Source organism: Phenylobacterium deserti (assembly GCF_003254705.1).
Taxonomy (GTDB): Bacteria; Pseudomonadota; Alphaproteobacteria; order Caulobacterales; family Caulobacteraceae; genus Phenylobacterium; species Phenylobacterium deserti.
The window spans coordinates 275,550-297,896 of sequence record NZ_QFYR01000001.1 but is presented as its reverse complement, the minus strand read 5'-3'; the positions used below and the strand labels follow the sequence as shown (position 1 = coordinate 297,896).

The window sequence follows — 22,347 nt, the reverse complement described above, 5'->3', positions numbered from 1 at the left end:
CTCGACTGAACGCCGGCTGACCGCCAACGCGAGTCGTCACTGGGCCGGAGCGGTCGTGGCTCCCGTCGTGGTGCTGGTGGTCGCCCCGGCGGCTGTGGCGGGCATGGTGGTCGTCGTGCCTGGGGCCGGAGCGCTGGCCTGTGCGGCGGCCTGATCGGCCGACTGCTGCAGCGCCTGATCGCTGACGGCGGCTTCCGGCAGACTGGTCTGGACCTCGGCCTCGGCCACAGGGGTCTTTGATTCAGCTTCACGGGTATTGTCGCAGCCAGCGAGGCCGGCGGCGACCAGCGCGCAGCTGAAGGCGAGGGCGGCTTGTTTCATGGAGAAGCTCCCAGGGTTGAGCTGTGGGCAAACGTCTCAGCGCGGTCGCAGTTTCCGTCGGCGGCAGGGGTTAGCTGTCGCTTCCAGGCAGCGGGTCCGCTATAGTGTCGCATCCGTTGCAGATCACCAGGCAGCGACGGCTGAGACGCGCGTGCGCCCCGCCCCGACTTTGGAGGCGATGATGCGTAGGATTGCAGTCCCTTTCACTGGACGCCGGCTGTGCCGCGCGTCCTGACCCGCTGCCCCACCACGTTGAAGCCCGCTCCGACCCAGCTCACGCTTGACGCGGTGACATTCCGGATCATTCAGCTGCCCGAATTCACCCTGGCCTGCCCATCCTGCAGCGCGGACCATCTCTGGAGCGGGGAGGATGTTTGGCTGGAGGGCGAGGAAGCGCCACCGGGGCGCGTCGCCCGAATGCGCTGAGCCGGGATGGCCGAGCTGGGCTTCAGCGTCCCGCCAGATCCCGCACCGCCTCGGCGATCGGCGCCTGCGCGAAGTGGTGCACCATGTGGCCCAGCCCTTCGAGGTCGGTGTACTTTCCGTCTGGTAACAGCCTGGCAAGCAGCTTGCCGTGCAGGTTGTTGTTCACCACCAGATCGGCCCCGCCCCCGAAGATCCGGACGGGCGTACGACAGGCGGGATAGTTCATCGTACTGAGCATCAAGCCGGCGTTGAGGAAAGCAGCGTCTTCGCCATCCGCCTCCACCTGGGCCCGTGAACCGGCCTCGTTGAACGGGAAGGTGGATGCAAAGCGTTCTGGTATGGCCTGCGGCTTGAACATCGCGCTCCAGAGTATCGGCAGCAGCGCCTTGTCGATGCCGGCGGCCAGGGTCTCGTTCATTAGTGGGCCAACGATCGGCGTGCTGCGCGGTGCGAACAACAGGTGCTCCAGCCGGACCTCAGGAAACGCGATCGGTGCGAGCGCCACGACGCCGCGCAGGTCCTCAGGAAACTGCATCGCCCAGGCCAGTGCGACAGCGCCGCCGAAGGAGTGCCCGACGAGCACCGGCCGCTGCAGGCCAAGACTCTGCGCGGCGGCATGCAACGCCGCCGCCTGTCGCCAGGGGGTGCCGGTCGGCCCCTCGCGCCCGCTTTCGCCCTGGCCAGGCCGATCGAATGCAGTGACGCGGAATTCCGGCACGAGGCTGTCGGCCAACCCCATGAACAGGTCCGCACGGGTCATGAGGGAGCCGTGGATCAGGACGACGTCTGCACCCGCACCCGCCTGCGTGTAGGCAAGCGGCGGGGCGCCTGGCGCGGTGACCGAGTCGTGGCGGGGATCTGCCATGGCCGAGGGAAGCACTCCCACCCGCGGAGGTTCCCATCTTTCGGGCCGCCGCGACCCTGTGGCCGCTAGGCGCCTGCCAACGCGTCGCGTAGCTTCCAGGGTGAGGGACGTCGGGTCTTAGGGTATCGTCGTGAACAAGGGTCTTGTGACGGGGGCCAGCCTCGCTGTTCTCATGGCGGGCTCGGCTTGGGCTGCCCCGCAGGCTTCATCGCTCAGCGCGCCGGCATGGGTGATCACGCCCGTCGACAACCTCTGCCGCACGGAACTCGAGTTGACCGGACGATCCGGCGGCGTGGCGCCGGCCGCCTTGACCTCCGACGGTCGTGAGGTGCGGCTGGTGTTCGCCAAGGAGGACGCGCCGGAGCGGGCCTTCCTGTCCCTGCGCATCAATCAGAAACCCTTCTCGAACCTGGTCGTGCGTGGGGCTGAGCCCGGTCTCAGCGAGATGGTGCTCAGCGATGAGACGCTGAGCGCGCTGCGCAAGGGCGGGGTCCTCCAGGTCGGCTGGTTGTCGCAAGAGCCTGTAAGCCTATCGCTCAGCGGATCCGACCAGGGCCTAGCCGATCTGCGCACATGCGGCGCTCAGGTCGCCGCGCAGTGGCGCGAGCGGCAGTCGGCGCAAGCTCAGGCTAAGGCGCAGTCGGACGCCGACGCGCGCGCCAAGGCGCTGGCGGCGGAGCAATTGGCGGCAGTGCGGGCGCAGCGCGCGGCTGCGGAAGCGGAACGGACACGTCTGCTCGCGGAAGCGGATCGTCAGCGGGCGCTGGCCGACGCCGAGCGCCGGCGCGTGGAGGCTGAACAGGCCGACTATGAGCAGTCGCGTTGGGAGCCTGCTCCGGAGCCGTACCGCGGCTACCGCGAATATCCTCCAGCCTACCGTGAGTATCCTCGTCCGGCGCCGCGCTATGGCTACCGGCCGTACGACTGAGCTCTCCACAAGAAAAAGACGTCTCGGATAGTCGTCGTCGCTGAAACTGCGCGTCCGAACGAACATCTGACGCATTAGCTCTGTACGCCGCGGCTGCTTCCCGTCAGAGACCCCGTATGAACCTCGTCACCGATCCGCGCCGGCTTCGCGAGATCCTGCTCCGATACCAGCGTCCCAGCCACCGACGCAGCATCACCGAAATCCTGGTCACCGCCCTGCCGCTGCTGGCGTTGTGGGGCCTGGCGCTGTTCGCGGTCGATCGCGGCTGGTGGTGGGGCGTCGTGCTCACCGTTCCGGCTGGCTTCTTCCTCGTGCGGCTGTTCATGATCCAGCACGACTGCGGCCACAGCGCTTTTTTCCGTTCGCGCCTCGCCAACGAGTGGGTGGGCCGGGTGATCAGCGTGCTGACGGTGACGCCCTACGACTACTGGCGGCGGACGCATGCCATCCACCACGCGACGTCCGGCAATCTGGATCGGCGCTGGCTTGGCGGCGTGGAGACCCTGACGCTTGACGAATACCGCGCCCTGCCGCCGCTGAAGCGGTTCGGCTACCGCATCTACCGCAACCCCCTGGTGATGTTCGGCTTGGGACCGGCCTACATGTTCGTCCTGCAGCATCGCCTGCCCATCGGCCTGATGCGCGAAGGCAAGGCGTGGATGAGCGTGCTCGGCAACAATCTGGGGCTGGCGCTGCTGATCGTTGTCGAACTCCTGCTGGGTGGCGTGCCCGCCCTGCTGCTGGTGCACCTGCCGATCGTAGTGGTCGCCGCCTCGATCGGCGTGTGGCTCTTCTACGTCCAGCACCAATTCGAAGGCGCCTATTGGGCGCGCAAGGAAGATTGGACGGCGCATGAGGCGGCGTTGAAGGGCAGCTCGCACCTCGACCTGCCGCCCGTGCTCCGCTGGATGACCGCCAACATCGGCGCGCACCACATCCACCACGCGGTCAGCAAGATCCCGTTCTACCGGCTCTCCCAAGTGCTCAAGGACCACCCGGAGCTGAAGGACGTGAGCCGCGTCACGCTGGCCGACAGCTTCAAGGCGATCCGTCTTTCCCTTTGGGACGAGGCCCGCGGCCGGCTGATCTCGTTCCAGGAGGCGCGGCGGCTGGCCGTGGCTTAAGGGTCGGCCGGCGGCTCGTCGGCCTTGGCTTGACGCGCAGCCCGGCTGGCGCGCGCGCGGTCGGCGCGCTTCTGCTCCCGATAGCGGCCGTGCAGCTCGAGGAGCGAGCCGGCTGGGAAGGCCGGCCGCAGGCCGCGCACTGGCGACAGGTTGCGCACCCCGCGCCGGGTGTCGCCGATGATCTCCTGAACGACGGCCCGGCCGCGGATGGTGCCTTCCTCGGTGATGAAGGTCAGCCGGTGCAGGGCGTAGAGCCCCATGCCCGCGGCGATCAGGAAGAAGAACCCCCACTGAGTGATCTGGAAGCCGAAGAACTCCCGCACTCCGCCGGGATCGCGCCAGAGGATCTGGATGGTCAGCTCCCGCGCGGCGTAGAAGTCCGCTGAGGCGCCGGCGAGGATCGGGGCGAGGCCGGCGGCGGCCGAGGCGATCAGCGAGTTGGCGGCGATGTAGGCGGTGGCCGTGCTGCGCGGCGCGCACTTCAGGACCACGTTGCCGGTGGCCAAGCCGACGCCGGCGGCCGCCATGCCCATGACCACGTGGAGCAGGGCTAGGTAGGCGACGAGCAGGAGGTGCTGGTCGATCTGCGAGGCGACGGTCATGCCGGCGATGCAGAGCAGGAAGACCGGGGCGGCGGCGTTCAGGACGGCCTTGTTGGAGAACCGGTCGGTGAGGCGGCCCCACTCGCGTAGGACCAGGAGGTTGGCGAGCTGGCTGACCACGGTGAAGGCGGTGACGTAGCCCATCCCGAGGCCGAGCTGCTGGACGAAGTATACAGTGAAGAAGGGGGTGGCGGCGTTCACGGCGAACTGCCAGCTCGCCAGGAAGCGTATGATATTCCTAAAGTTTTTGTCCTTCAGGGGCGCCTTGAGCAAACGAAACAGACTCTGCTTCGGCTGAGCTTTCGGCATGATGGGTTCGGGCACCAGGGCGAGGCGCCAGGTGCTGATCATGGCGGCGGCGAAGCCGGACATGTAGAGCACGGTGAAGACCATGCCCGAGCCGCCGCCGCGGGCTGCGTGCTGGCTTTGGAGCGCGAAGCCGGCGGTCAGGGTGCAGATCATGCCGACGGCGGTGGCCCAGATGGTCCGTCGGGCGAAGAAGCGGCCCAGGCGCTCCTCCGGCACGAGGTCGCGGATCCAGGAGTTCCAGGAGCAGGCGCAGATCGCGTTGGCGCCGGTGTGGATCACCTCGAGCAGCAGCAGCAAGGCGAGCGCCAGCCGCTTGTCGGGTACGAAGGGCAGCATGGCCATGCAGGGCAGGGCCAGGCGGGCGGTCAGCAAGGCGGCCACGGAGATGCGGCGGCGGGCGCGCAGGCGCTCCACCAGGCTCACGGCCGGGGCCTGAAGGATCTGGGTCCACAGCGGGATGGCGGCCAGCAGGCCGATCACGGTGTTGGGGGCTCCAAGCCACAGGGCGAAAGCGACGATCACCACCCCGCTGTTCAGCGCGCCGACAGCGGTGGCGAAGATCGCGTCCAGCATGAGGTTGCGCACGCCGCGGTCGAGCTCGCGCCCCCCGATCTGAGCTTGCGGCGCAAGAAATCCGGCCACCTGCGATCACCCCCTGGAAGCTTCAACCGGCGACGAACCGCCGGGAGTCCCACTAGTTCCACCCAGGGTGGGGTCGGGAGGACTTGCCGAGCTGAGCTGCGCGGGTGAGTGTTCGCGGGGCGGCCGTGTTCACGAAAGCGTGCCGCATCTTTTCAAGCTTGGCGGCAGAGACATATAGGTCCGCCGAGGAGGGCGCTGGATGAAATCCGCCATCGTTCAGAACCTGACGCGTCCCGCCGCCGGTCCCGCGTTCGCCGGACTCAGCCTGGTGCTGGCGCTGGCCCTGGGGCTCAGCCTCGCCGACGCCCGCCGGGCCCGGGCCGATTTCGTAGCCCAGACCGCGGACCTGAGCCGGGCGCTCGAGGCAGAGCGTTCCGCCTCCGCCCTGCAAGCCAACACCGCGCCGGTGGCGGCTGCACGTGGCGGCGCGGCGATCAAGGTGGCCGAGCATGCGCCGGGCGCTCCGGACGCCGCCGCCGTGGCCGAACGGCTGGCCAGCGAGCCGCCCGCCGGCCTCGACGGCTGCGCGCGCATGGAAAGCGCCGACCAGGCCGTGCTCGCGACACTGCGATGAGGCGACGGCTCCAGGCGGCCTGCGCCGCCGCCCTGCTGGCTTGGTCGCTGGCAGGCTGCAGCACGCTTGGCCCCAAGCCGAAGCCCAGCCCTGTGGTCGCGTCCGCACCGGCGCCGCCGCCGGCTGAGCCGGAGGCCGCTCCGCCGCCGCCGCCTAAGCCGCGCCTGATCCCGCGCAAGGCGCCCGCGCCCGTCAGCTGCGTGCCCAAGAACTTCCCGCGCGCGCCGCGCTACCCCGATAGCGACGCGGCCTTGAAGAACGCGGCCGGCGCGGCCGACCGCTACCAGCTGATGGCGGCGGGACGTCTGCTGCGGATGCAGCGGCTGGCCGCCCTCGAGCGGGCGCTGGAAGCCTGCCGCTGAGCGCAAAGGCGCGCGGCGCGTTCGGGTCTTCCATGCTGAATCCTTCTTCCGCCCTCGCTCGCCTGCTGGATGGACCCATGCAGCCGGGCGCCGTCGCCTGGCTGGGCTCGCGCCCCGTACGTCGAGCGCCGATGACCGTGCTGGAGTCGGTGGAGCTGGCGCCTGGCGAAGGGGTGCTGGGCGACCACTACAAGAGCCGGACCAACGGCCCGCGGCAGGTGACGCTGATCGCGGCCGAGGACCTGGCGGCCATCGCCAGCTTCCTGGGGCGGGCGGAGGTGGAGTCGGAGCTTCTGAGGCGGAACATCGTCACCCGGGGCGTCAACCTGCGGGCGCTCAAGGGCCGGCGGGTTCGGGTCGGCGGCGCGATCCTCGAGACCACGGGCGAGTGCCACCCCTGCTCGCGCATGGAGGAACTGCTCGGACCGGGCGGCTACAACGCCGTACGCGGCCATGGCGGTTTCACTGCGCGGGTGCTGGAGGGCGGCTGGGTCCGGCTGGGCGATGCGGTTGAGCGGCTGGACGGCTAGCCCCGCTCAGACCAGCGAGCGTTCCATGGCGTAGTTGTGAATGGGCACGCCGCGCACTTCGAAGTCCCGACGGTGTGATGTGGTGAAACCCTGACGCTCAAACAGGCCGCGGGCGAGTTCGCTGGCCTCCACATAGAGACGTGTTGCGCCCCAGGCGCGCGCCTGCTCGACCAGAGCCTGAAGAAGGGCGGACCCCACGCCGGTCCCCGCCGCGGCCGGGTGGGCGTAAAGGTGATCGATGTGCCCATCGGCCTCCAGGTCGCCGTAGCCGAGCACCGTGCCGTCCGCGCCCTCGGCCACCAGCGTCACGCGTCCGTCGCTCGCCCGCGCATGGACCGTGGCGGGATCGGCCGGCTCCGGCGCCCATGCGGCGACCTGCTCGGGCGAATAGCGGCGGGCGCCAATGGTGCGGGCGGACTCGAAGTAGAGCTGAGCCAGGCGCGGCGCGTCGGCCGCCTGGTAGGTGCGGATGACGAAGTGAGGAGCGGACATGGCGGCGCTTGTAGCCGGGCTCCGGCCTACCGCCCAGGGGAGGCGCGCCGCCCGCCGCGTGTGCGCAGCCTGTGGATAGTCACGGGCGATTAAGCCTCAAAGCCTAGGTTCGCCGCCAGTTTCCGGAGTTCCGCCCAGATGAACGGCGCCGCGCGCCTCCTGATCGTCGACGACGTCGAGGACAATCGCGAGATCCTCAAGCGTCGCTTCCAGCGGCTGGGCTACCAGACCGCCGAGGCCGACTGCGGCGAGCGTGCGCTTGCAATGCTGGCCACCGAGGCCTTCGATCTGGTGCTGCTGGACGTGGTGATGCCCGGAATGGACGGGCTTCAGGTGCTCTCCGAAATCCGGAAGACCCACTCGGCCGGCGCCTTGCCGGTGATCATGGTGACGGCCAAGGCGATGAGCGACGACGTGGTCGCCGCGCTGGAGCTCGGCGCCAATGACTATCTGACCAAGCCCGTGGACCTGACCATCGCCAAGGTCCGTGTTTCCGCCCAGGTGGCGCGCAAGCGGGCGGAGGACGCATCCCTGGCCGCCCGCGCTGAGCTGGAGCAGGCTGTCAGCCGGCTGCAATCGGCGATGGAGGGCGCCGCAGCCGCGGCCAAGGCCAAGTCCGAATTCATGGCCAACATGAGCCACGAGATCCGCACGCCGCTGAACGGCGTGATTGGCGCGGCCCAGGCGCTCAAGGACGACCCGCTGACGCCGCGCCAGCTGGAGCTGGTGGCCATGCTGGAGGGGTCGGCCCGCAACCTGGAAGGCCTGCTTTCCGACGTGCTCGACAGCGCGGGCCTGGAAGCCGGCGCCGTGCAGCTTCAGAGCGCGCCGTTCGACATCGCGGAGGTCGCCCGCCGCAGCGCCCTTCTGTTCAAGGACAGCGTCGCCCAGAAGGGCCTCAAACTTGAGGTGGCCGCTGCGCCGGACCTGGGCCTGGTGCTGGGCGACGAGTCGCGGGTGCAGCAGATCCTGCACAGCCTGCTGAGCAACGCGGTGAAGTTCACCGAGCAGGGCCGCATCTGGTGCAAGCTCGAGCGCGATCCGCAGGACGGCGCTTGCCTGGTGGAGATCGGCGACACCGGCGTCGGCTTCGCGCCCGACCTCAGCGAGGCGATCTTCGACCGTTTCCGTCAGGGCGACGGCGGGGTTACGCGCCGGCACGGCGGGTCAGGCTTGGGGCTGGCCATCTGCCGCGACCTAGCCAGCCTGATGGGCGGGTCCATCACCGCCGCCTCCGCGCCGGGACAAGGCGCGGTCTTCCGGCTGCGGCTGCCGCTGCCGGCGGCGGCTGCGCCGAGCGCGGCTGGGGAGATTGGCGCGAGCGCGGCCCTGACCCGTGTGCTGGTGGTGGACGACAACGAGGTGAACCGTCGGGTGATCCAGCTCTTCCTGGATCCGGCCCGCTTCGAGGTCGTGGCGGTGACCAACGGCGCCGAAGCCGTCGCCGCCGCAGGGCAGAGCGCCTTCGACCTAGTGCTGATGGACGTGCAGATGCCGGTCATGGACGGCCGTACGGCCATCCGGGAGATCCGTCGGCGCCTGGACCGGCCGCCGCCGATGGTGGTGGTGTCGGCCAACTCCGACCCGCAGGACGTCGAGGCGTCGATGGCGAGCGGCGCGGTGGCCCACATCGCAAAGCCGGTGAACCCGTCGCTGCTGCTTTCGGTGATCGCCGAAGCACTGGATCCGGCCAGGCGGATCGAACCCGCCGCGCGACGTTCCTCTGCGGGTTGAGCGCGGCGCCTGGCCTGCGCCATCGCCACCGACATTGCGGCTCCGCGATCGAGTGACAGTTCATGTCACAACAGTGTCATGAAACATTGCTATTCGACGCGGTTGGCGTACGCTTCCTCGAACAAGAGACGGGTCTATCCGTCCTGACGAGGAGGAACTGCCATGCAACGGGTTCTTTTGGCGCTCGCGGCCAGCGCGCTCCTGGCGGGCGCCGCGCACGCCGCAGACCAGCAACAGGCCCGGTCCGCCGACAAGGCCGCCACCAACGCGCAGGCGCGCGCTCCGGCGGCCAAGAAGGTGCTCTACATCTGCAGCGAGGAAGAGCGCAGCTGGCGCATGTTCTCCCGCGACCTGGGCACGCCCGATTTCGTGACGGCCGAACAGGTGCGAGCCGACGCGGGCAAGGCCTGGTCGGCGCCAAAGTGCATCACCGAAACCGAGATGAAGCGTCTGAACATCGCCTCGCGCTAGGGGTGAACGCTTCAGAGCCGTGAGGGGGCGCCTTCCCCGCTTTCGGGCAAGGCGCTTCGCCATCGATCCTGCCTCGGGTGGGGCGACTGTGCGGGGCGTCACGGGAGGGGGCAGGCAAACGAAAACGGCGCGCCCGCCGTGCGAGCGCGCCGCTATCAGGAACAGGTCCGACCCTTGGGGGCCGTAAGGGCGCTTAGTCGGCGCCCTTCAGCTTGCGATTGAAGAAGTCGAGGGTGACCAGCGCCCGGTGCTTGCGGTTGGCAGGCGTCCAGCCGGCGCGGTGGCGCAGGCCGGGATAGACCATGGTTTCGAACGGGATTGCCTTGGCCTGCAGGGAGGCGAAGACCCGCGTGGCGTTGTCGAAGGTCACGTTGTCGTCGGCCATGCCGTGCAGGATCATCACCGAGCCGGGCTTGAGCCGATCCAGGTGGGTGAGCACGTCGCCGGCCTTGTAGCCTTCCGGGTTCTGCTGGGGCGTGCCCATGTACCGCTCGGTATAGGCGGTGTCGTAGAGCGACCAGTCGGTGACCGGAGCGCCGGAGACGCCGGCCGCGAACGGCGAGTTTTCCGCCGTCAGCATCATCAAGGTCATGTAGCCGCCGTAGGACCAGCCGGTGACGCCGATCTTGCCGGCGTCCACATAGGGCAGGGTCTGGAGGTAGCGGGCGCCGGCGACCTGGTCCTGCACCTCCACCGAGCCGAGGCGGCGGTCGAGGGCGGTCTGGAAGCGCACGGGGCGATTGGCCGAGCCGCGGTTGTCCAGGCGGAACAGGATGTAGCCCGCCTCCAGGAACAGGCGGTCCTCGGGGCTGGCCCAGTCCTTCTTCACCTGCTGAGCGTGCGGGCCGCCGTAGACCTGCACGATCACCGGATACTTCCTGGACGGATCGAAGCCCGGGGGCGTGCGCATGGACCAGTGCAGGTCCTGGCCGTCGGCGGCCTTGATGGTCCCGAAGGTGGGCGTGCTGAGGGTCGAGGCGTAGGGCCAGTAGGGGTGGCCTTCCGCCAGCCGGTTCTCCTCGATCCAGCGGACCAGGGAGCCGTCGGCCTTGTAGAGGGCCGTCTGGGGCGGGGTCCTGGGATCCTGGTAGGTCCCGACAAAGGCGGCGCCGTTGTGGGCCACGCTTTCGGTCCACCAGCCGCCCGCCTTGGTGAGCGGGGCGGGTTGGCCCGGCTTCAGGTAGGACACGGTGTAGAGCCGCCGCTCGATGGGCGTGTCGATGCTGGCGCCGAAGAAGGCGACGCCGCGGGCTTCATCCACGCCTTCCAGGGCGTCGAGCGTCCAGGCGCCGCGGGTGACCTGGCGGATCAGCTTGCCGTCACGGCCGTAGAGATAGAGGTGGCGCGAGCCCGAACGGTCCGAGGACCACAGGAAGGAGCCATCCTTCAGGGCGGTGAAGTCGTCGGTGGCTTCCACCCAGTGCGGGCTGGTCTCGCTGAGGATGACCTTGGAGGCGCCCGTGGCCGGATTGACGCTGAGCAGGTCGAGACGGCGCTGGTCGCGCGACAGGCGCTGGACGTAGAGGGTCTTGCCATCCTTGGACCAGTTCACCCGGGACAGGTAGATGTCGGCGTTGGCGCCCAGATCGACCTTGGTGCGCTGGCCGCTGGCCACGTCGGCGACGTAGAGCTCGACGCGGGCGTTGGGGCGGCCGGTGCGGGGATAGCGCTGGCGCACCACCGTGGCGCCGGTGGCGCCGACCTCCGGCCGGTCGATGATGTCGACGCCGGACTGGTCCACGAAGGTGAGGGCGATCCGGCTCTCGTCCGGGCTCCACCAGTAGCCGGTGGAGCGGTCCAGCTCCTCCTGGGCGATGAACTCGGCCGTGCCCCAGCTCTTCAGCTCGTCGCCGCCCTGGGTGATGGCGCGTTCGGCGCCGCCGCTGGAGGGGGCGATGAACAGGTTGTCGTCCCGCACCCACGAGACATAGGTCCCGCGCGGGGAGACCTTGGCGTCGATTTCGTCGCCGGGCGTGTTGGTGAGCTGGCGGATCTGGCCGTCGGCGCGCTGGTAGAGGAACAGATCGCCCTCCACCGGAGCCAGGATGTAGCGGCCCTGTTCGTCCCAGGCATACTCGACCACGCCGCTGGTCTGGACGCCCAGGCGCTCGCGGCGGCTCTTTTCGGCTTCCGAAAGGGTGCGGCCCTGCGGGATCAGCGAAGCGCCGTCGATCAGCAGGCGCGGGGCGCCGCCGGACACGTCGGCGATCCACAGGTCGGTGATGCGAAGGTTGTCCGGCTTGACCTTCATGTAGGTCACGGCCGAGCCGTCGGGGCTGAGCTTCACGCCGCGGGCGCGCGGGCCGGTAAGGTCGGGGCTTTCGAAGACCCGATCGACGCTCAGCCGCTGGCCGGGCTGGGTCGCCTGCTGGGCGCCCGCCGCGCCGGCCAGGACCGAAGCCGCCGCAGCGGCCAAGAGAAGAAGACGCATCGCCCCGAACTCCCGGAAATATCTCGTGCTTCCTTGAACAGGGCGGAGGCGCGCTTGGCAATGGGCGGCGTCACATGTGACGGAGCGTGGCGCGAACGTGACGATCTTGTAAGAATTCGGTCAGCTTAAAACTTTGTCATGACAGGACTTTAAGAGGACTTCCGGCCGGTGCGGGCGGATAACAACTTCATCAGCGGCGAGCAAAAGCCGCAACGCACAGGACCGGAGCTTACAATGTCCAAGATCTCGCAAGTGTTCGCTGGCGTCGCTTCGCTCGCGCTGCTGGCCACCGCAGCTCATGCTGAAGGTTTGACTGTGACGGCGAGCGACCTGGATCTGTCCACGCCGGCCGGCCAGCAGGCGCTCGACAAGCGCGCGGAAGGCGCGGCGCTGAAGATGTGCGCCGGCGTCTACATGGCCCGCGACAACTGCGTGCCCGGCGCCAAGGCCAAGATCGTCGCCCGCGCCACGGCCGAAGGTTCGGTGACCCTGGCCAAGAACGGCAAGACCTATGTGTTCGTGCAGGACGGCGCCCACAACCTGGCGCAGAAGTAAGCCGGCCTCAGACGACGGGGTCGGCGCCCTGGGCCGCTGAGGTCCGCGGCGCCGCCCCGCCCAGGCCCAGCGCCGCCCAGGCGCGGGCCAAGCCCTCGACGGCCGCATCGAGAACCTCGGGCGGCTGGCTGTAGGGCAGGCGCACGAAGCGCTCCAACGTGCCGTCGACGCCAAAGCGTGGGCCGGGGGTGATGCGCACCCCGTGCCGCTCGGCCGCGGCGGCCAGGGCGGTGCTCACCGGCCCCGGCAGCTCGGCCCAGGCCACCAGGCCGCCGGACGGCGGCGTGATCCGCCACTCGGGCAGGCGCTCGGCCATGCGGGCCAGCAGGTGCTCGCGGCGTTCCCGCAAGAGGGCGCGGCGGGCGTCCAGGCCGACATCCTCGGCCAGCAGCACGGCGGCGGCGAGCTGTTCCAGAACCGGGGTTCCCAGATCCAGCGACGGGCGCGAGGCCACCAGCGCCGCGGCCACCTCGGCGTCGGCCCGAATCCAGCCGATCCGCAGGCCGCCCCAGAAGCTTTTCCCCATGGATCCCAGGCGGATGACGCCGCGCTCCAGCACCGGATCGGGGGCGGGCGGAGGCGCGTCCAGCCACAGGTCGGACATGGTTTCATCGAACACCAGGGCGGTGCGGGTGCGCGCGGCGGCTGCGGCCACCTCGGCCCGGGCGGCGGGCTCCATGCAGCGGCCCGTGGGATTGTGGAAGTCGGCGATCAGATAGGCCAGGCGCGGCCCGTTCTGGCGAAAGGCGGCGGCAAGGCCGTCAAGGTCCCAGCCCCGGTCCGGCAGAGGCACGGGCGCGGGGCGGCAGGAGACGCGCTGGATGGCGTCGATGGCGTGGGGGTAGGTGGGCTGGTCCACCACCACCCGGTCGCCGGGGCCGGTGAACATCCGTAAGAGCAGCGTCAGGCCGTGCTGGGCGCCGCTGGTGACCACGATCTGGTCGGGCCGGGTGGGCAGGCCGCTTCGGCCATAGCGCTCAGCGATCACCTCGCGCAGCACCGGCAGGCCGGTGGCCTCGTAGCCGTGGCCGGGCAGGTGGGCGGGCAGGGCGGCCAGGGCCTGGGCGTAGGCGGCGTGGACGCCCTCGGCGGCGGGCAGGGCGGCGGAGGACAGGTCGATCAGCCCCTCGCCCGAGCCCAGCGGCAGGGATGCGCCGGGGCGAAGGCCGGGGCCGCTGGGCAGGCCGGTGCGGGCGCCCGAGCCCTGGCGGCTGACCAGAAAGCCCTGGTCGCGCAGGCGGGTGAAGGCGGCGGTGACGGTGGTGCGGCTGACGCCCAGGGCGGCGGCCAGCTCCCGCTCGCCGGGCAGGCGCACGTCCAGGGCCAGGCGGCCGTCGAGGATCAGCAGGCGGATGGCGTCGGCCAACTGGGCGTAGGCGGCGCCGCGCGCGCCCTCGCCGCGCCAGGCGCCCAGGTGGCGGAGCAGGGAGGCCGTGCCGATGCTGCGTGTCATGGGGCCAGAGTGCGCCAACTGGCTATGGAATCAAGAGCCACTCGGGATCAGCTTGACTGCATGCTTACGCGTCGCCTTTTCCAGCTCATCGTCGGCCTGGCCCTCTATGGCGTCGGCATGGCCCTGCTCGTCCGCGCCCACCTGGGGCTGGATCCCTGGGACGTGTTCCACCAGGGGGTCAGCGAGCACCTGCCGTGGAGCTTCGGCATGGTGGTGATCGCCACGGGGGCGGCGGTGCTGCTGCTATGGATTCCGCTCAAGCAGAAGCCGGGGATCGGCACGGTGGCGAACATCTTCGTCATCGGGATCGCGGCGGATGCGGCGCTGGCGGTGCTGCCGACGCCCGAGAGCCTGGCGCTCAGGGCGGCCTTTCTGGTGGGCGGGGTGGTGCTGATCGCGGCGGCGGGCGGAGCCTACATCGGCGCAGGCTTCGGGCCCGGGCCGCGGGACGGGCTGATGACCGGCATCGTCGCGCGCACCGGCTGGTCCATCCGGGCCACCCGCACGGGGATCGAGCTTGCCGTGCTGGCGGTCGGCTTTGCGCTGGGCGGGACCATCGGGGTGGGCACGGTGGTCTTCGCCCTGGCCATCGGGCCGCTGGTCCACGTCTTCCTGCCGCTGTTCACCATTCGGCCGCCGGAGCCCCGCGTCGTCGCAGCTTAAGGCCTGCAACGGCCCCGCCGCCCGCACGTTCGCCGAGCGAGCATGGGATGGACGGGATGAGCGAACGGGCGGCGGATTCGCCGAAGCTGGAGGCGAGCGAACAGCAGCAGGCGGAGCGGCACGCGCCCCTGCGGCCGCTGGTGATCCACGAGATCATCCGGGCCGAGGGCGAGGTGGAGCTCCAGCGCTCCGTCTGGTCGCTGTCCTGGTCGGGACTGGCGGCCGGCCTGTCGATGGGCTTCTCGTTTGCGACCCAAGCCTTGCTGAAGAGCGACCTGGGCGAGGGACCGGGCGCCCATGCTCTGGCGAGCTTCGGCTATACGCTCGGCTTTCTGATCGTGGTGCTGGGGCGACAGCAGCTGTTCACCGAAAGCACGCTGACCGCCGTCCTGCCGGCCCTGACGCATCGCAACCTTGCGACCTGGCTCAAGACCGGGCGGCTGTGGGGCGTGGTGCTGGCGGCCAACATCGTGGGCACGTGGCTGTTCGCCACGGCGCTGGCGTGGGGCCGGCCCTTGCCGGCGGAGACCGGTCCGGCGCTGGCGGAACTGGCCGCCGCCACGATCGGCAACGGCTTCTGGGCGACGGTGCTGCGGGCCGTCCTGAGCGGCTGGCTGATCGCGCTGATGGTCTGGCTCCTGCCGAGCGCCCACACGGCGAAGATCCTGGTGATCGTGGCGATCACCTGGGTGGTGGCGCTGGCGGAACTGCCCCACTCCATCGCCGGCTCGGTCGAGGCGAGCTATGGCGTGCTGACGGGCGCCTATCCGTTCGCCGACTACCTGTTGCGCTTCCTGGTCCCCACTCTTCTCGGCAATGTGATCGGCGGCGTGTCGCTGGTCGCCATGCTGAATCACGCGCCCCTCTCGGAAGAGGTGGAGGACGTGCAGGATGAGGGCTGAGGGCGCTATTGACTTAACGCCTGCTTAAGGACTACCAGCCGCGCCCTTCGGGGGCCGAGGCGTCTTCCTTTGTACAAGCTGATTATCTTCGACTTCGACGGGACCCTGGCGGACAGCGCCAAGTGGTTTGCTAACGAGCTCAATCCCCTGGCCCGTCGCTTCGGCTTCCGGCAGGTGAGCGAGGCGGAGATCGACCACCTGCGCGGCCTCGGGACGCGCGAGATCATGAAGTACATGCGCGTGCCCCCGTGGAAGCTGCCGGCGATCGGCGCCCACCTGAAGGCCCGCATGGCCGAGGACGCCGGGCAGATCCCGCTGTTTCCCGGCGCCAAGCCGCTGCTGCGCAAGCTGGCCTGCACGGGCACGCGTCTAGGCGTGGTGAGCTCAAACGCCGAGGACAACGTGCGCCGCATCCTCGGCGACGAGGCCTCGGCCCTGATCGAGCACTGGGAATGCGGGGCCTCCCTGCTGGGCAAGCGCTCGCGCTTCCGCCGGATGGTGAAGAAGGCTGGCGTCAGCTGCGCCGAGACCCTGTGCATCGGCGACGAGGCGCGCGACATCGAAGCGGCCAAGGCCGCGGGCCTGCCCTGCGCCGCCGTCACCTGGGGCTACAACAAGGCCGAATTCCTGGCCTCCTGCCGGCCCAACTGGATGTTCCAGACCCCCGAAGAGATCGCCGAGCGGCTGGCCGCCTGATCGGGCGCGCTTGAACCTGCTCGCAGACCGTGAGACTCAGCGCCCATGAGCGAGACCCAGAACGAGACCCTTCCCGACCGCCTGTCCGCCGACCCGGACAGCCCGTTCTATGACGAGGCGGTGCTCGCCCGGAACGTGGGCGTGCGGTTCAACGGCGAAGAGAAGACCAACGTCGACGAATACTGCGTGTCCGAAGGCTGGGTGCGCGTGGCGGCGGGCAAGGCCACGGACCGCCGCGGCAAGCCGCTGACCATCAAGCTCAAGGGCTCGGTCGAGCCGTACTTCCGCGAAGGTTGAACCGCGCACCTGCGTTGTTCGGTCGCGGCGCCTGCGACCGTGCGAGGTGGGGACCTATTAAGGGTTGCGGTGCGATAACCTCGTCATCTGGAGCGGGGAAGCATCCAAATGTTCGACCTCAGCGTGATCGCCAAGGGCGGCCTGTGGGTGCTTGTTGACGATGAAGATGGCGAGCTTGGGGCGTTCGGCTCGCGCGCCGAAGCCTTGAAGGCCGCGGGCGACTACGAGGCTCGCTTTGTCGACGAGCCCCGCCACGTGCTGATCCAGGAAGAAGCCGGCGAGTGGGAAGAAGCGGTCGTCGAGGCGACCCCGCTACACTAGGCCTGCTCCAGGGCGCTCACCTGCATAGCCCGGAAGCGAGTTCGCGCCGGCAAGGTTGACGCCGCCGCTGCGAGCCGCGATTGCACGCCGGCCGCACCGGAGGCCCGCATGTCTGAACAGATCATCCGCATCGCGACGGCGGAGCTGTCCGCCGAGATCAACCCCCTGGGCGCGGAGCTCTGGGCCCTGGCCGACGGCGAGGGCCGGGCGCTGATGTGGAATGGCGACGCAGCCTGGTGGCCGGGCCGTGCGCCCTTGCTGTTCCCAGTGGTGGGCGGACTGGTGGACGGCCGCTATCGCCTGGATGGACAGACGTTCGAACTGCCGCGCCACGGCTTCGCCCGGCGCAAGACATTCGAGGTGGTGGAGCATGGCCCGACCGTCGCCACCTTCCGCCTGACCGACGATGCGGAGACCCGCGCCGTCTATCCGTTCGCCTTCGCCCTGACCGTCAGGTTCGAAGTGTCGGGCGCGCGCCTGACCCAGACGGTGGAGATCGCAAACCGCGACGAGCGGCCGATGCCCGCCAGCCTGGGCTTCCACCCAGCGTTCCTGTGGCCGTTGCCGTATGGCGCGGGGCGCGAGGCGCACCGCATCGTGTTCGAGAAGAACGAGCCGGCCCCGGTGCGCGGCCTGGGGAGCGACGGCCAGATCGCCCGCGAGCCCTTCCCGACGCCTGTGGAGGGTGATGTGATGCGCCTGCACGACGGCCTGTTCGAGCACGACACGGTGGTGTTCGACGTCCTGGAGAGCCGCAGCCTGCGGTACGGCGCGGAGCGCGGGCCGCAGCTGGAGATCGGTTTCGAAGGGCTGCCGCACCTGGGCGTCTGGACCAAGCCAGGCGCACCCTACATCTGCATCGAGCCCTGGTGCGGCTTCGCCGACGAAAGCGGCTTTGCCGGCGACCTGCGCGAAAAGCCGGGCGTCTTCGATGTGACGCCCGGCTCCAGCAAGACTTTCGCGATGTCGATCGCCCTGACGAACGCTTAGGCGGCGTCCACCAGCACGATTTCGGCGTCCTCCAGAGCGGTGATCCGCAGGACGTCTTCGTTCTTGATCGCCGCCCCGTCACGGGCGTCGAGGCGCACGCCGTTGACTTCAACCGCGCCCGCGGCGGGCACGAGGTAGCCATGGCGGCTGGCGCCGAGCGCGTACTCGGCCGTCTCGCCCGACTTCAAGGTCGCCCCGACCACACGCGCGTCGGTGCGGATCGGCAAGGCGTCCTCGTCGCCGGGAATGCCCGAAGCCAGGGTCACGAACTTGCCGGCGCGGTCCGACTTGGGGAACGGCTTGGCGCCCCAGGTGGGTTCGCCGCCCGTGCGGTTGGGCTCGATCCAGATCTGGAAGATCCGGGTGGTTTCCGGCTCCAGATTGTATTCAGCGTGCCGAATGCCGGATCCCGCGCTCATCACCTGCACGTCGCCCGCTTCCGTCCGGCCCTGATTGCCAAGGCTGTCCTGGTGCGTGATGGCGCCGGAGCGCACGTAGGTGATGATTTCCATGTTGGCGTGGGGGTGCGGCGGGAACCCGGATTGCGGCGCGATCTCGTCGTCGTTCCAGACCCGCAGGCTGCCCCAGCTCATGTTTTGGGGGTCGTAGTAGTTGGCGAAGGAGAAGTGATGCTTGGCCTTCAGCCAACCGTGATCCGCACCGCCGAGGCCTGCGAAGGGTCGCCGTTCGATCATCTTGTTCGTCCCATTCCTGTGCGCGCCAGGGGCTGGCGCGTCGTTGATGAGAAGATAGCTCTACTCTGCCGTAAGCAAAGCGGCTGGGATGAACAAGATTGCTTCCGAGGCGGAATGAATGCCGCCAAGGTGCGACGTCCGGTAGCAGGGGCCGGGGCCCTTTGCTTTCACTGTCTTAAGGTTGTCCGCCTACGCCTATGAGGTGAGTGAACGGCGTGGCGTTACATGAAGTATGAAGTCATCGAAGCCGGCGGTGAGTGGGTGGTCCGGCACCGGGGGTGCGAGGTCGGGCGGTTCGAAGCCCAGCGCTTGGCCCTGCAGCACATCAGCCAGCGGCTCAAGGAAGGCGAGCCCGCCGGCGTCGCCTCCTTGGCCCTGAAGTTCGCGGCGCGCACGGCGCCGGACGAGGTGCGCTAGACGCGCATCTCGAAATAGGCGGTGTCGCTGCCGGAGGAGTGGCCCAGCAGGGTGATCCGGAACTGCGCACCGGTTTCCAGGGTCAGAACCCCTTCGCCTTCGCGGAAGGCTTCCTTGGCGACTTCCGGGGTGGCGGTCAGCGACCCGCGCAGGCGGGACGGGCCCGCCTTGAGGGTCGTGGGTTCGCCTTGAATTTCGTAAGCCACTTGGCCTTGGAAGCCGCGGTAGCGGAGTTCGCCTTCACCCACGAAGGCGGGCAGCTTCTTGCGGACGTAGGCCATCGGACCTCCTCGTTGTGTCGGGGAGCCCTGTTAACGGCTGGAGCTGCACTTCGATCCCTGTAAGCCGCGGAATACTAGGCTTGTTCCGCCGCCTTGCGCCGAAGCCGGACAATGCAGAGCGGGCCTTGCCAGATCTCCACGGTGTGGAAGCGGGACAGGCGTTCACGCGCCAGCGTCCGAAGCGCCTCGGTGTCGGAGCCCTGCAGCCGCTCCGAGAACGCGGTCTGGCCGGCCTCGTCCAGGCCGTAAAACAGGAATTCGCTCACCTTGTCCCCCGCCGCTGGCCCACACTGTGGCTCACGCGTGGAGGGCAGTCTGCCGGGTAGACGACTCAAGAGCGCATTTGCCTGGGGACGGGTGATCTACATCGGCTGCTCCGCACGCGCATCGGCGGCCGCCTGGATCAACCGCCGGCCGGACTCCTCCGCCGCCGCTGGGGTCAGCGACAGACCAACGCCGTCGGGCCCCAGGACGACAACTTCGTTTTCCACCACCTGAACGGTCATGGGCTCGGAGAACGCATCACTCAACTCGAACCTCGATGTGATCCTGAACGGCCGCCCAACCTCAAAAGAGGGTCGGCTGTTCCGTGTACGGCGTCGAGGAGCCCTAAGCGGAGCTGAAGCGTTAACGCTGCAATGGCCTGGGATAACCACTTTCTGGACAGCCTCTCGCCCGCCGATATCGCGGCCCTGCGACCGCATCTCAGCGAGGTCACGGTGGAGCGGAACCAGCTGCTGGATGAAGCCGGCGACGCCATCACCAAGGCCTACCTGCCGATCGACGCGGTGCTGTCGGTGGTGATGGTGATGCGCTCGGGCGCGCAGGTCGAAAGCCGCACGATTGGGCGGGAAAGCGGCTATGGGCTGCTGCATGCCCTGGGTTCGCCCTTGTCCTACGAGCGGATGCTCGTCCAAGTCGGCGGACGGGCCTGGACGATCCCGGTCGAAGCGTTGAGGGCGGCGGCGCTGGGCAGTCCGACGCTGACCCAGACCATCGTGCAGCACGCCCAGGCGACGATCATCCAGAGCGCCCAGTCCACCGCGTGCAATTCGCTTCATTCAACGGAGCAGCGGCTTTGCCGCTGGCTGCTGCTCACGCAGGACCGGGTCGGCTCAAACCTGCTGCCCCTGACCCAGGAGCACCTGTCCATCATGCTGGGCGTGCAGCGCACGACGGTCACGGCCATCGCCTCGCACCTCCAGGAGCGGGGCCTGATCTCCTATGTCCGCGGCAAGATCAGCGTGCGCGACCGGGCCGCGCTCGAGCGGTGCTCGTGCGAGTGCTACGAGGCGGTTCAACGTGGGGTCGAAGCGCTCCTGGAACGGCAAGCTGGGCCCTAGACGCGGTCGCCACCTGGAGTCGCGATAGGTCGGAACCAATGCGCCTCCACGTGGCTTCGGGCACCGTCGGGTAGATGACGGGAGCTTCGACATGAGCCTAGCTGAGACCTTCAACGCCAAACCGAACGGACAGGGCGGTCTGTTGTCAAACCTGCGCCTGCCGACGCGCGAGACCATCGACAACCTGGCCCGTGCGCCGAAGTTCACCATCCCGCTGCCCAACACCCCGAAGGCCACCGTCTACACGGACCGGGTGCGGGCGGCTCCGGCCATCACCCCCACGGTCGCCGGCGCGATCGGCCAGACCGCCATGCTGCTGGGCATCGCCGGCCTGTTCTTCCCGAAAGCCGTCAAGCGCGCGCTGGGCGTGCAGGCCCCGACCCCGGTGGTCCAGGCCGTGTTCGGCGCCCGGGAGATGTGGAGCGGCGTGAGCCTGGCGAGCGATCCGACCAAGAGCGAAGTGCTGTGGGCGCGGGTGGCGGGCGACGTCTTCGACATCGTGGCGCTGAAGGCGCTGGACAACCCGTCGAACCCCAAACGCGGCAACGCCCGCGCGGCGCTGGGGTTCGTGCTCGCCGTCACCGCCCTGGACGTGGTCACCGCCGTCCGGATGACCAACGTTCAGCGCAACTGCGAATAAGGACGCCCAATCGATGAAAGCCATCGTCTGGCAAGGCAAGAAGGACCTCCGATGCGAGGAGGTCCCGGATCCGACGATCGAGGATCCCAAGGACGCCATCATCCGCATCACCTCGACCTGCATCTGCGGCTCGGACCTGCACCTGATGGACGGCTTGGTGCCGTCCATGATGAAGGGCGACGTCATGGGCCACGAGCCCATGGGCGAGGTGGTCGAGGTCGGGCCGGAAGCCCGCGCCAAGGGCCTGAACGTCGGCGACCGGGTGGTCGTCCCGTTCCAGATGACCTGCGGCGAGTGCGAGCAGTGCCAGAAGCACAACTTCTCGCTCTGCCAGCGAACCAACCGCAACGCGGACCTGGCCAAGGCGCTGTGGGGCGACACCACGGCGGGCCTGTTCGGCTACTCCCACATCACCGGCGGGTTCGCCGGCGGGCAGGCCGAGTACCTGCGCGTGCCCTATGCGGCCACCACCTGCATCAAGGTCCCGCAGACCGGCGAAGACGAGAAGTACGTGTTCCTGTCGGACATCCTGCCCACCGGCTGGCAGGCGGCGGACCAGGCTGACATCCAGGACACCGACACTGTGGCGATCTGGGGCTGCGGGCCGGTGGGCCTGTTCGCGATCCTGTCGGCCAAGATCATGGGCGCCAAGCGCGTGATCGCCATCGACGACGTCCCCGAGCGGCTGGAGATGGCCCGCTCGATCGGCGGCATCGAGGTGATGGACCGCAAGGGCATCGACGTGAACCATGCCCTGAAGGACATGACCGGCGGCCATGGCCCGGACAAGTGCATCGACGCCGTGGGCATGGAGGCGCACGGGCCGAACATGTTCCTGGACGCTATCGACCGCGTGCAGGTGGCCATGAAGCTGGAAACCGACCGCCCGCCCGTGCTGCGCGAGGCGATCATGGCGATCAAGGCCGGCGGCACCCTGTCGATCCCGGGCGTCTACGGCGGCCTGACCAACCAGATCCCGTTCGGCGCGATCATGAACAAGGGCCTGACCATCCGGACCGGCCAGACCCACGTGCGCAAGTACGCCGACGACCTGTTGCGGCGGATCGACGAGGGTGAGATCGACCCCACCTTCCTGATCACGCACACGGTTCCGCTCGGCAAGGCGCCCGAGATGTACAAGACGTTCCGCGAGAAGCAGGACGGCTGCGTCAAGGTCGTGCTGAAGCCCTAGGCTTCGATCCCAATCAGCTCTGCTGAAAGCCCCGCCAGCAAAGGCTGCTGGCGGGGCTCGTGCGTTTGGCCCTAGTAGCCCCCGATCTTTC

General features: G+C 69.0%; 28 protein-coding genes. 18 read left to right on the top strand and 10 right to left on the bottom strand.

What is annotated here, in order from left to right; all coding sequences use genetic code 11:
• Positions 1–36 precede the first annotated feature (36 nt).
• Together DJ018_RS01525 and DJ018_RS01520 are read right to left on the bottom strand one after the other, a co-directional pair.
• On the bottom strand, positions 37–321 hold the full coding sequence (locus DJ018_RS01525) for a hypothetical protein (RefSeq protein WP_111513037.1): 285 nt from the start codon (positions 319–321) through the stop codon (positions 37–39).
• Between the two features lie 448 nt (positions 322–769).
• Positions 770–1,612: an alpha/beta fold hydrolase gene (locus tag DJ018_RS01520; protein WP_111513036.1), complete on the bottom strand. Its 843-nt coding sequence runs from the start codon at positions 1,610–1,612 to the stop codon at positions 770–772.
• 130 nt (positions 1,613–1,742) lie between these two features.
• Here DJ018_RS01520 and DJ018_RS01515 point away from each other — a divergent pair, with 130 nt between their 5' ends.
• Entirely contained in the window at positions 1,743–2,540 is a 798-nt protein-coding gene (locus DJ018_RS01515) for a hypothetical protein (protein ID WP_133254195.1), read from the top strand.
• 116 nt (positions 2,541–2,656) lie between these two features.
• Entirely contained in the window at positions 2,657–3,664 is a 1,008-nt protein-coding gene (locus DJ018_RS01510) for a fatty acid desaturase (RefSeq protein ID WP_111513034.1), read from the top strand.
• On the opposite strand, the gene DJ018_RS01505 is transcribed toward DJ018_RS01510, so the two are convergent.
• Positions 3,661–5,217: an MFS transporter gene (locus tag DJ018_RS01505; protein WP_111513033.1), complete on the bottom strand. Its 1,557-nt coding sequence runs from the start codon at positions 5,215–5,217 to the stop codon at positions 3,661–3,663. The two genes, DJ018_RS01510 and DJ018_RS01505, sit on opposite strands and share 4 nt — an antisense overlap.
• A gap of 199 nt (positions 5,218–5,416) precedes the next feature.
• On the opposite strand from DJ018_RS01505, the gene DJ018_RS01500 reads away from it, so the two are divergent.
• The 3 genes from DJ018_RS01500 to DJ018_RS01490 are packed head-to-tail and all read left to right on the top strand — an operon-like array spanning position 5,417 to position 6,683.
• On the top strand, positions 5,417–5,791 hold the full coding sequence (locus tag DJ018_RS01500) for a hypothetical protein (RefSeq protein ID WP_111513032.1): 375 nt from the start codon (positions 5,417–5,419) through the stop codon (positions 5,789–5,791).
• A complete protein-coding gene (locus DJ018_RS01495; RefSeq protein ID WP_111513031.1) occupies positions 5,788–6,153 on the top strand; it encodes a hypothetical protein in 366 nt (121 codons plus the stop codon). The genes DJ018_RS01500 and DJ018_RS01495 overlap by 4 nt, the downstream gene beginning before the upstream one ends.
• A 32-nt stretch (positions 6,154–6,185) precedes the next feature.
• Positions 6,186–6,683 (top strand): MOSC domain-containing protein, encoded by a 498-nt coding sequence (locus DJ018_RS01490; protein ID WP_111513030.1) that lies wholly within the window; start codon positions 6,186–6,188, stop codon positions 6,681–6,683.
• A gap of 6 nt (positions 6,684–6,689) precedes the next feature.
• Here DJ018_RS01490 and DJ018_RS01485 read toward each other — a convergent pair whose 3' ends face one another.
• Positions 6,690–7,175, bottom strand: coding sequence for a GNAT family N-acetyltransferase (locus DJ018_RS01485; protein WP_111513029.1), 486 nt, complete (start codon positions 7,173–7,175; stop codon positions 6,690–6,692).
• A gap of 138 nt (positions 7,176–7,313) precedes the next feature.
• On the opposite strand from DJ018_RS01485, the gene DJ018_RS01480 reads away from it, so the two are divergent.
• Positions 7,314–8,909: a response regulator gene (locus DJ018_RS01480; RefSeq protein ID WP_111513028.1), complete on the top strand. Its 1,596-nt coding sequence runs from the start codon at positions 7,314–7,316 to the stop codon at positions 8,907–8,909.
• Positions 8,910–9,071: 162 nt separating this feature from the next.
• Positions 9,072–9,380 (top strand): hypothetical protein, encoded by a 309-nt coding sequence (locus DJ018_RS01475; RefSeq protein ID WP_111513027.1) that lies wholly within the window; start codon positions 9,072–9,074, stop codon positions 9,378–9,380.
• A 193-nt stretch (positions 9,381–9,573) separates the two neighbouring features.
• On the opposite strand, the gene DJ018_RS01470 is transcribed toward DJ018_RS01475, so the two are convergent.
• Positions 9,574–11,811, bottom strand: a complete 2,238-nt coding sequence (locus tag DJ018_RS01470; protein ID WP_111513026.1) for a S9 family peptidase — start codon at positions 11,809–11,811, stop codon at positions 9,574–9,576.
• 234 nt (positions 11,812–12,045) lie between these two features.
• Between DJ018_RS01470 and DJ018_RS01465 the strand changes: the two genes are divergently transcribed.
• A complete protein-coding gene (locus tag DJ018_RS01465; protein WP_111513025.1) occupies positions 12,046–12,366 on the top strand; it encodes a UrcA family protein in 321 nt (106 codons plus the stop codon).
• Between the two features lie 7 nt (positions 12,367–12,373).
• Here DJ018_RS01465 and yczR read toward each other — a convergent pair whose 3' ends face one another.
• On the bottom strand, positions 12,374–13,819 hold the full coding sequence (gene yczR / locus DJ018_RS01460) for a MocR-like transcription factor YczR (protein ID WP_111513024.1): 1,446 nt from the start codon (positions 13,817–13,819) through the stop codon (positions 12,374–12,376).
• Between the two features lie 60 nt (positions 13,820–13,879).
• On the opposite strand from yczR, the gene yczE reads away from it, so the two are divergent.
• The 6 genes from yczE to DJ018_RS01430 all read left to right on the top strand — a co-directional run bounded on the left by yczE (position 13,880) and on the right by DJ018_RS01430 (position 17,688).
• Positions 13,880–14,482, top strand: a complete 603-nt coding sequence (gene yczE, locus DJ018_RS19070) for a membrane protein YczE (protein WP_165842765.1) — start codon at positions 13,880–13,882, stop codon at positions 14,480–14,482.
• A 56-nt stretch (positions 14,483–14,538) separates the two neighbouring features.
• On the top strand, positions 14,539–15,384 hold the full coding sequence (locus DJ018_RS01450) for a formate/nitrite transporter family protein (RefSeq protein WP_111514619.1): 846 nt from the start codon (positions 14,539–14,541) through the stop codon (positions 15,382–15,384).
• 69 nt (positions 15,385–15,453) lie between these two features.
• The gene (locus DJ018_RS01445; RefSeq protein WP_111513023.1) at positions 15,454–16,080 is read left to right on the top strand and encodes an HAD hydrolase-like protein; all 627 of its coding nucleotides are present in this window, start codon (positions 15,454–15,456) and stop codon (positions 16,078–16,080) included.
• 45 nt (positions 16,081–16,125) lie between these two features.
• Positions 16,126–16,377, top strand: coding sequence for a DUF3297 family protein (locus DJ018_RS01440; protein ID WP_111513022.1), 252 nt, complete (start codon positions 16,126–16,128; stop codon positions 16,375–16,377).
• A gap of 108 nt (positions 16,378–16,485) precedes the next feature.
• Positions 16,486–16,698 carry a hypothetical protein gene (locus tag DJ018_RS01435; RefSeq protein ID WP_111513021.1) on the top strand — a complete coding sequence of 71 codons (213 nt, stop codon included), beginning with the start codon at positions 16,486–16,488 and terminating at the stop codon, positions 16,696–16,698.
• A gap of 108 nt (positions 16,699–16,806) precedes the next feature.
• The gene (locus tag DJ018_RS01430; RefSeq protein ID WP_111513020.1) at positions 16,807–17,688 is read left to right on the top strand and encodes an aldose 1-epimerase family protein; all 882 of its coding nucleotides are present in this window, start codon (positions 16,807–16,809) and stop codon (positions 17,686–17,688) included.
• On the opposite strand, the gene DJ018_RS01425 is transcribed toward DJ018_RS01430, so the two are convergent.
• Positions 17,685–18,383, bottom strand: coding sequence for a pirin family protein (locus DJ018_RS01425; protein ID WP_111513019.1), 699 nt, complete (start codon positions 18,381–18,383; stop codon positions 17,685–17,687). The two genes, DJ018_RS01430 and DJ018_RS01425, sit on opposite strands and share 4 nt — an antisense overlap.
• Positions 18,384–18,608: 225 nt before the next feature.
• Between DJ018_RS01425 and DJ018_RS01420 the strand changes: the two genes are divergently transcribed.
• Positions 18,609–18,800, top strand: a complete 192-nt coding sequence (locus DJ018_RS01420) for a hypothetical protein (protein WP_111513018.1) — start codon at positions 18,609–18,611, stop codon at positions 18,798–18,800.
• Here DJ018_RS01420 and DJ018_RS01415 read toward each other — a convergent pair.
• The 3 genes from DJ018_RS01415 to DJ018_RS19065 form a co-directional block, all read right to left on the bottom strand.
• On the bottom strand, positions 18,797–19,081 hold the full coding sequence (locus DJ018_RS01415; RefSeq protein WP_111513017.1) for a hypothetical protein: 285 nt from the start codon (positions 19,079–19,081) through the stop codon (positions 18,797–18,799). The two genes, DJ018_RS01420 and DJ018_RS01415, sit on opposite strands and share 4 nt — an antisense overlap.
• Positions 19,082–19,155: 74 nt before the next feature.
• Positions 19,156–19,347, bottom strand: coding sequence for a hypothetical protein (locus DJ018_RS01410; RefSeq protein WP_111513016.1), 192 nt, complete (start codon positions 19,345–19,347; stop codon positions 19,156–19,158).
• A gap of 96 nt (positions 19,348–19,443) precedes the next feature.
• Positions 19,444–19,611 carry a hypothetical protein gene (locus tag DJ018_RS19065; RefSeq protein WP_165842746.1) on the bottom strand — a complete coding sequence of 56 codons (168 nt, stop codon included), beginning with the start codon at positions 19,609–19,611 and terminating at the stop codon, positions 19,444–19,446.
• Between the two features lie 108 nt (positions 19,612–19,719).
• Here DJ018_RS19065 and DJ018_RS01405 point away from each other — a divergent pair, with 108 nt between their 5' ends.
• The 3 genes from DJ018_RS01405 (at position 19,720) to DJ018_RS01395 (ending at position 22,256) form a co-directional block, all read left to right on the top strand.
• Positions 19,720–20,424, top strand: coding sequence for a Crp/Fnr family transcriptional regulator (locus DJ018_RS01405; protein ID WP_111513015.1), 705 nt, complete (start codon positions 19,720–19,722; stop codon positions 20,422–20,424).
• 91 nt (positions 20,425–20,515) lie between these two features.
• Complete coding sequence (locus DJ018_RS01400) at positions 20,516–21,064, top strand: hypothetical protein (protein WP_111513014.1); 549 nt, start codon at positions 20,516–20,518, stop codon at positions 21,062–21,064.
• Positions 21,065–21,077: 13 nt separating this feature from the next.
• Positions 21,078–22,256: a zinc-dependent alcohol dehydrogenase gene (locus DJ018_RS01395; protein ID WP_111513013.1), complete on the top strand. Its 1,179-nt coding sequence runs from the start codon at positions 21,078–21,080 to the stop codon at positions 22,254–22,256.
• Positions 22,257–22,347: the final 91 nt, after the last annotated feature.

What these genes read in the sequence shown, in the direction of transcription:
- DJ018_RS01525 (WP_111513037.1), bottom strand. Translation starts at nt 321, where the DNA reads ATGAAACAAGCCGCCCTCGCCTTCAGCTGCGCGCTGGTCGCCGCCGGC.
- DJ018_RS01520 (WP_111513036.1), bottom strand. Translation starts at nt 1,612, where the DNA reads ATGGCAGATCCCCGCCACGACTCGGTCACCGCGCCAGGCGCCCCGCCG.
- DJ018_RS01510 (WP_111513034.1), top strand. Translation starts at nt 2,657, where the DNA reads ATGAACCTCGTCACCGATCCGCGCCGGCTTCGCGAGATCCTGCTCCGA.
- DJ018_RS01500 (WP_111513032.1), top strand. Translation starts at nt 5,417, where the DNA reads ATGAAATCCGCCATCGTTCAGAACCTGACGCGTCCCGCCGCCGGTCCC.
- DJ018_RS01495 (WP_111513031.1), top strand. Translation starts at nt 5,788, where the DNA reads ATGAGGCGACGGCTCCAGGCGGCCTGCGCCGCCGCCCTGCTGGCTTGG.
- DJ018_RS01490 (WP_111513030.1), top strand. Translation starts at nt 6,186, where the DNA reads ATGCTGAATCCTTCTTCCGCCCTCGCTCGCCTGCTGGATGGACCCATG.
- DJ018_RS01485 (WP_111513029.1), bottom strand. Translation starts at nt 7,175, where the DNA reads ATGTCCGCTCCTCACTTCGTCATCCGCACCTACCAGGCGGCCGACGCG.
- DJ018_RS01480 (WP_111513028.1), top strand. Translation starts at nt 7,314, where the DNA reads ATGAACGGCGCCGCGCGCCTCCTGATCGTCGACGACGTCGAGGACAAT.
- DJ018_RS01475 (WP_111513027.1), top strand. Translation starts at nt 9,072, where the DNA reads ATGCAACGGGTTCTTTTGGCGCTCGCGGCCAGCGCGCTCCTGGCGGGC.
- DJ018_RS01470 (WP_111513026.1), bottom strand. Translation starts at nt 11,811, where the DNA reads ATGCGTCTTCTTCTCTTGGCCGCTGCGGCGGCTTCGGTCCTGGCCGGC.
- DJ018_RS01465 (WP_111513025.1), top strand. Translation starts at nt 12,046, where the DNA reads ATGTCCAAGATCTCGCAAGTGTTCGCTGGCGTCGCTTCGCTCGCGCTG.
- yczR (WP_111513024.1), bottom strand. Translation starts at nt 13,819, where the DNA reads ATGACACGCAGCATCGGCACGGCCTCCCTGCTCCGCCACCTGGGCGCC.
- yczE (WP_165842765.1), top strand. Translation starts at nt 13,880, where the DNA reads ATGCTTACGCGTCGCCTTTTCCAGCTCATCGTCGGCCTGGCCCTCTAT.
- DJ018_RS01450 (WP_111514619.1), top strand. Translation starts at nt 14,539, where the DNA reads ATGAGCGAACGGGCGGCGGATTCGCCGAAGCTGGAGGCGAGCGAACAG.
- DJ018_RS01440 (WP_111513022.1), top strand. Translation starts at nt 16,126, where the DNA reads ATGAGCGAGACCCAGAACGAGACCCTTCCCGACCGCCTGTCCGCCGAC.
- DJ018_RS01435 (WP_111513021.1), top strand. Translation starts at nt 16,486, where the DNA reads ATGTTCGACCTCAGCGTGATCGCCAAGGGCGGCCTGTGGGTGCTTGTT.
- DJ018_RS01430 (WP_111513020.1), top strand. Translation starts at nt 16,807, where the DNA reads ATGTCTGAACAGATCATCCGCATCGCGACGGCGGAGCTGTCCGCCGAG.
- DJ018_RS01425 (WP_111513019.1), bottom strand. Translation starts at nt 18,383, where the DNA reads ATGATCGAACGGCGACCCTTCGCAGGCCTCGGCGGTGCGGATCACGGT.
- DJ018_RS01420 (WP_111513018.1), top strand. Translation starts at nt 18,609, where the DNA reads ATGAAGTATGAAGTCATCGAAGCCGGCGGTGAGTGGGTGGTCCGGCAC.
- DJ018_RS01415 (WP_111513017.1), bottom strand. Translation starts at nt 19,081, where the DNA reads ATGGCCTACGTCCGCAAGAAGCTGCCCGCCTTCGTGGGTGAAGGCGAA.
- DJ018_RS01405 (WP_111513015.1), top strand. Translation starts at nt 19,720, where the DNA reads ATGGCCTGGGATAACCACTTTCTGGACAGCCTCTCGCCCGCCGATATC.
- DJ018_RS01400 (WP_111513014.1), top strand. Translation starts at nt 20,516, where the DNA reads ATGAGCCTAGCTGAGACCTTCAACGCCAAACCGAACGGACAGGGCGGT.
- DJ018_RS01395 (WP_111513013.1), top strand. Translation starts at nt 21,078, where the DNA reads ATGAAAGCCATCGTCTGGCAAGGCAAGAAGGACCTCCGATGCGAGGAG.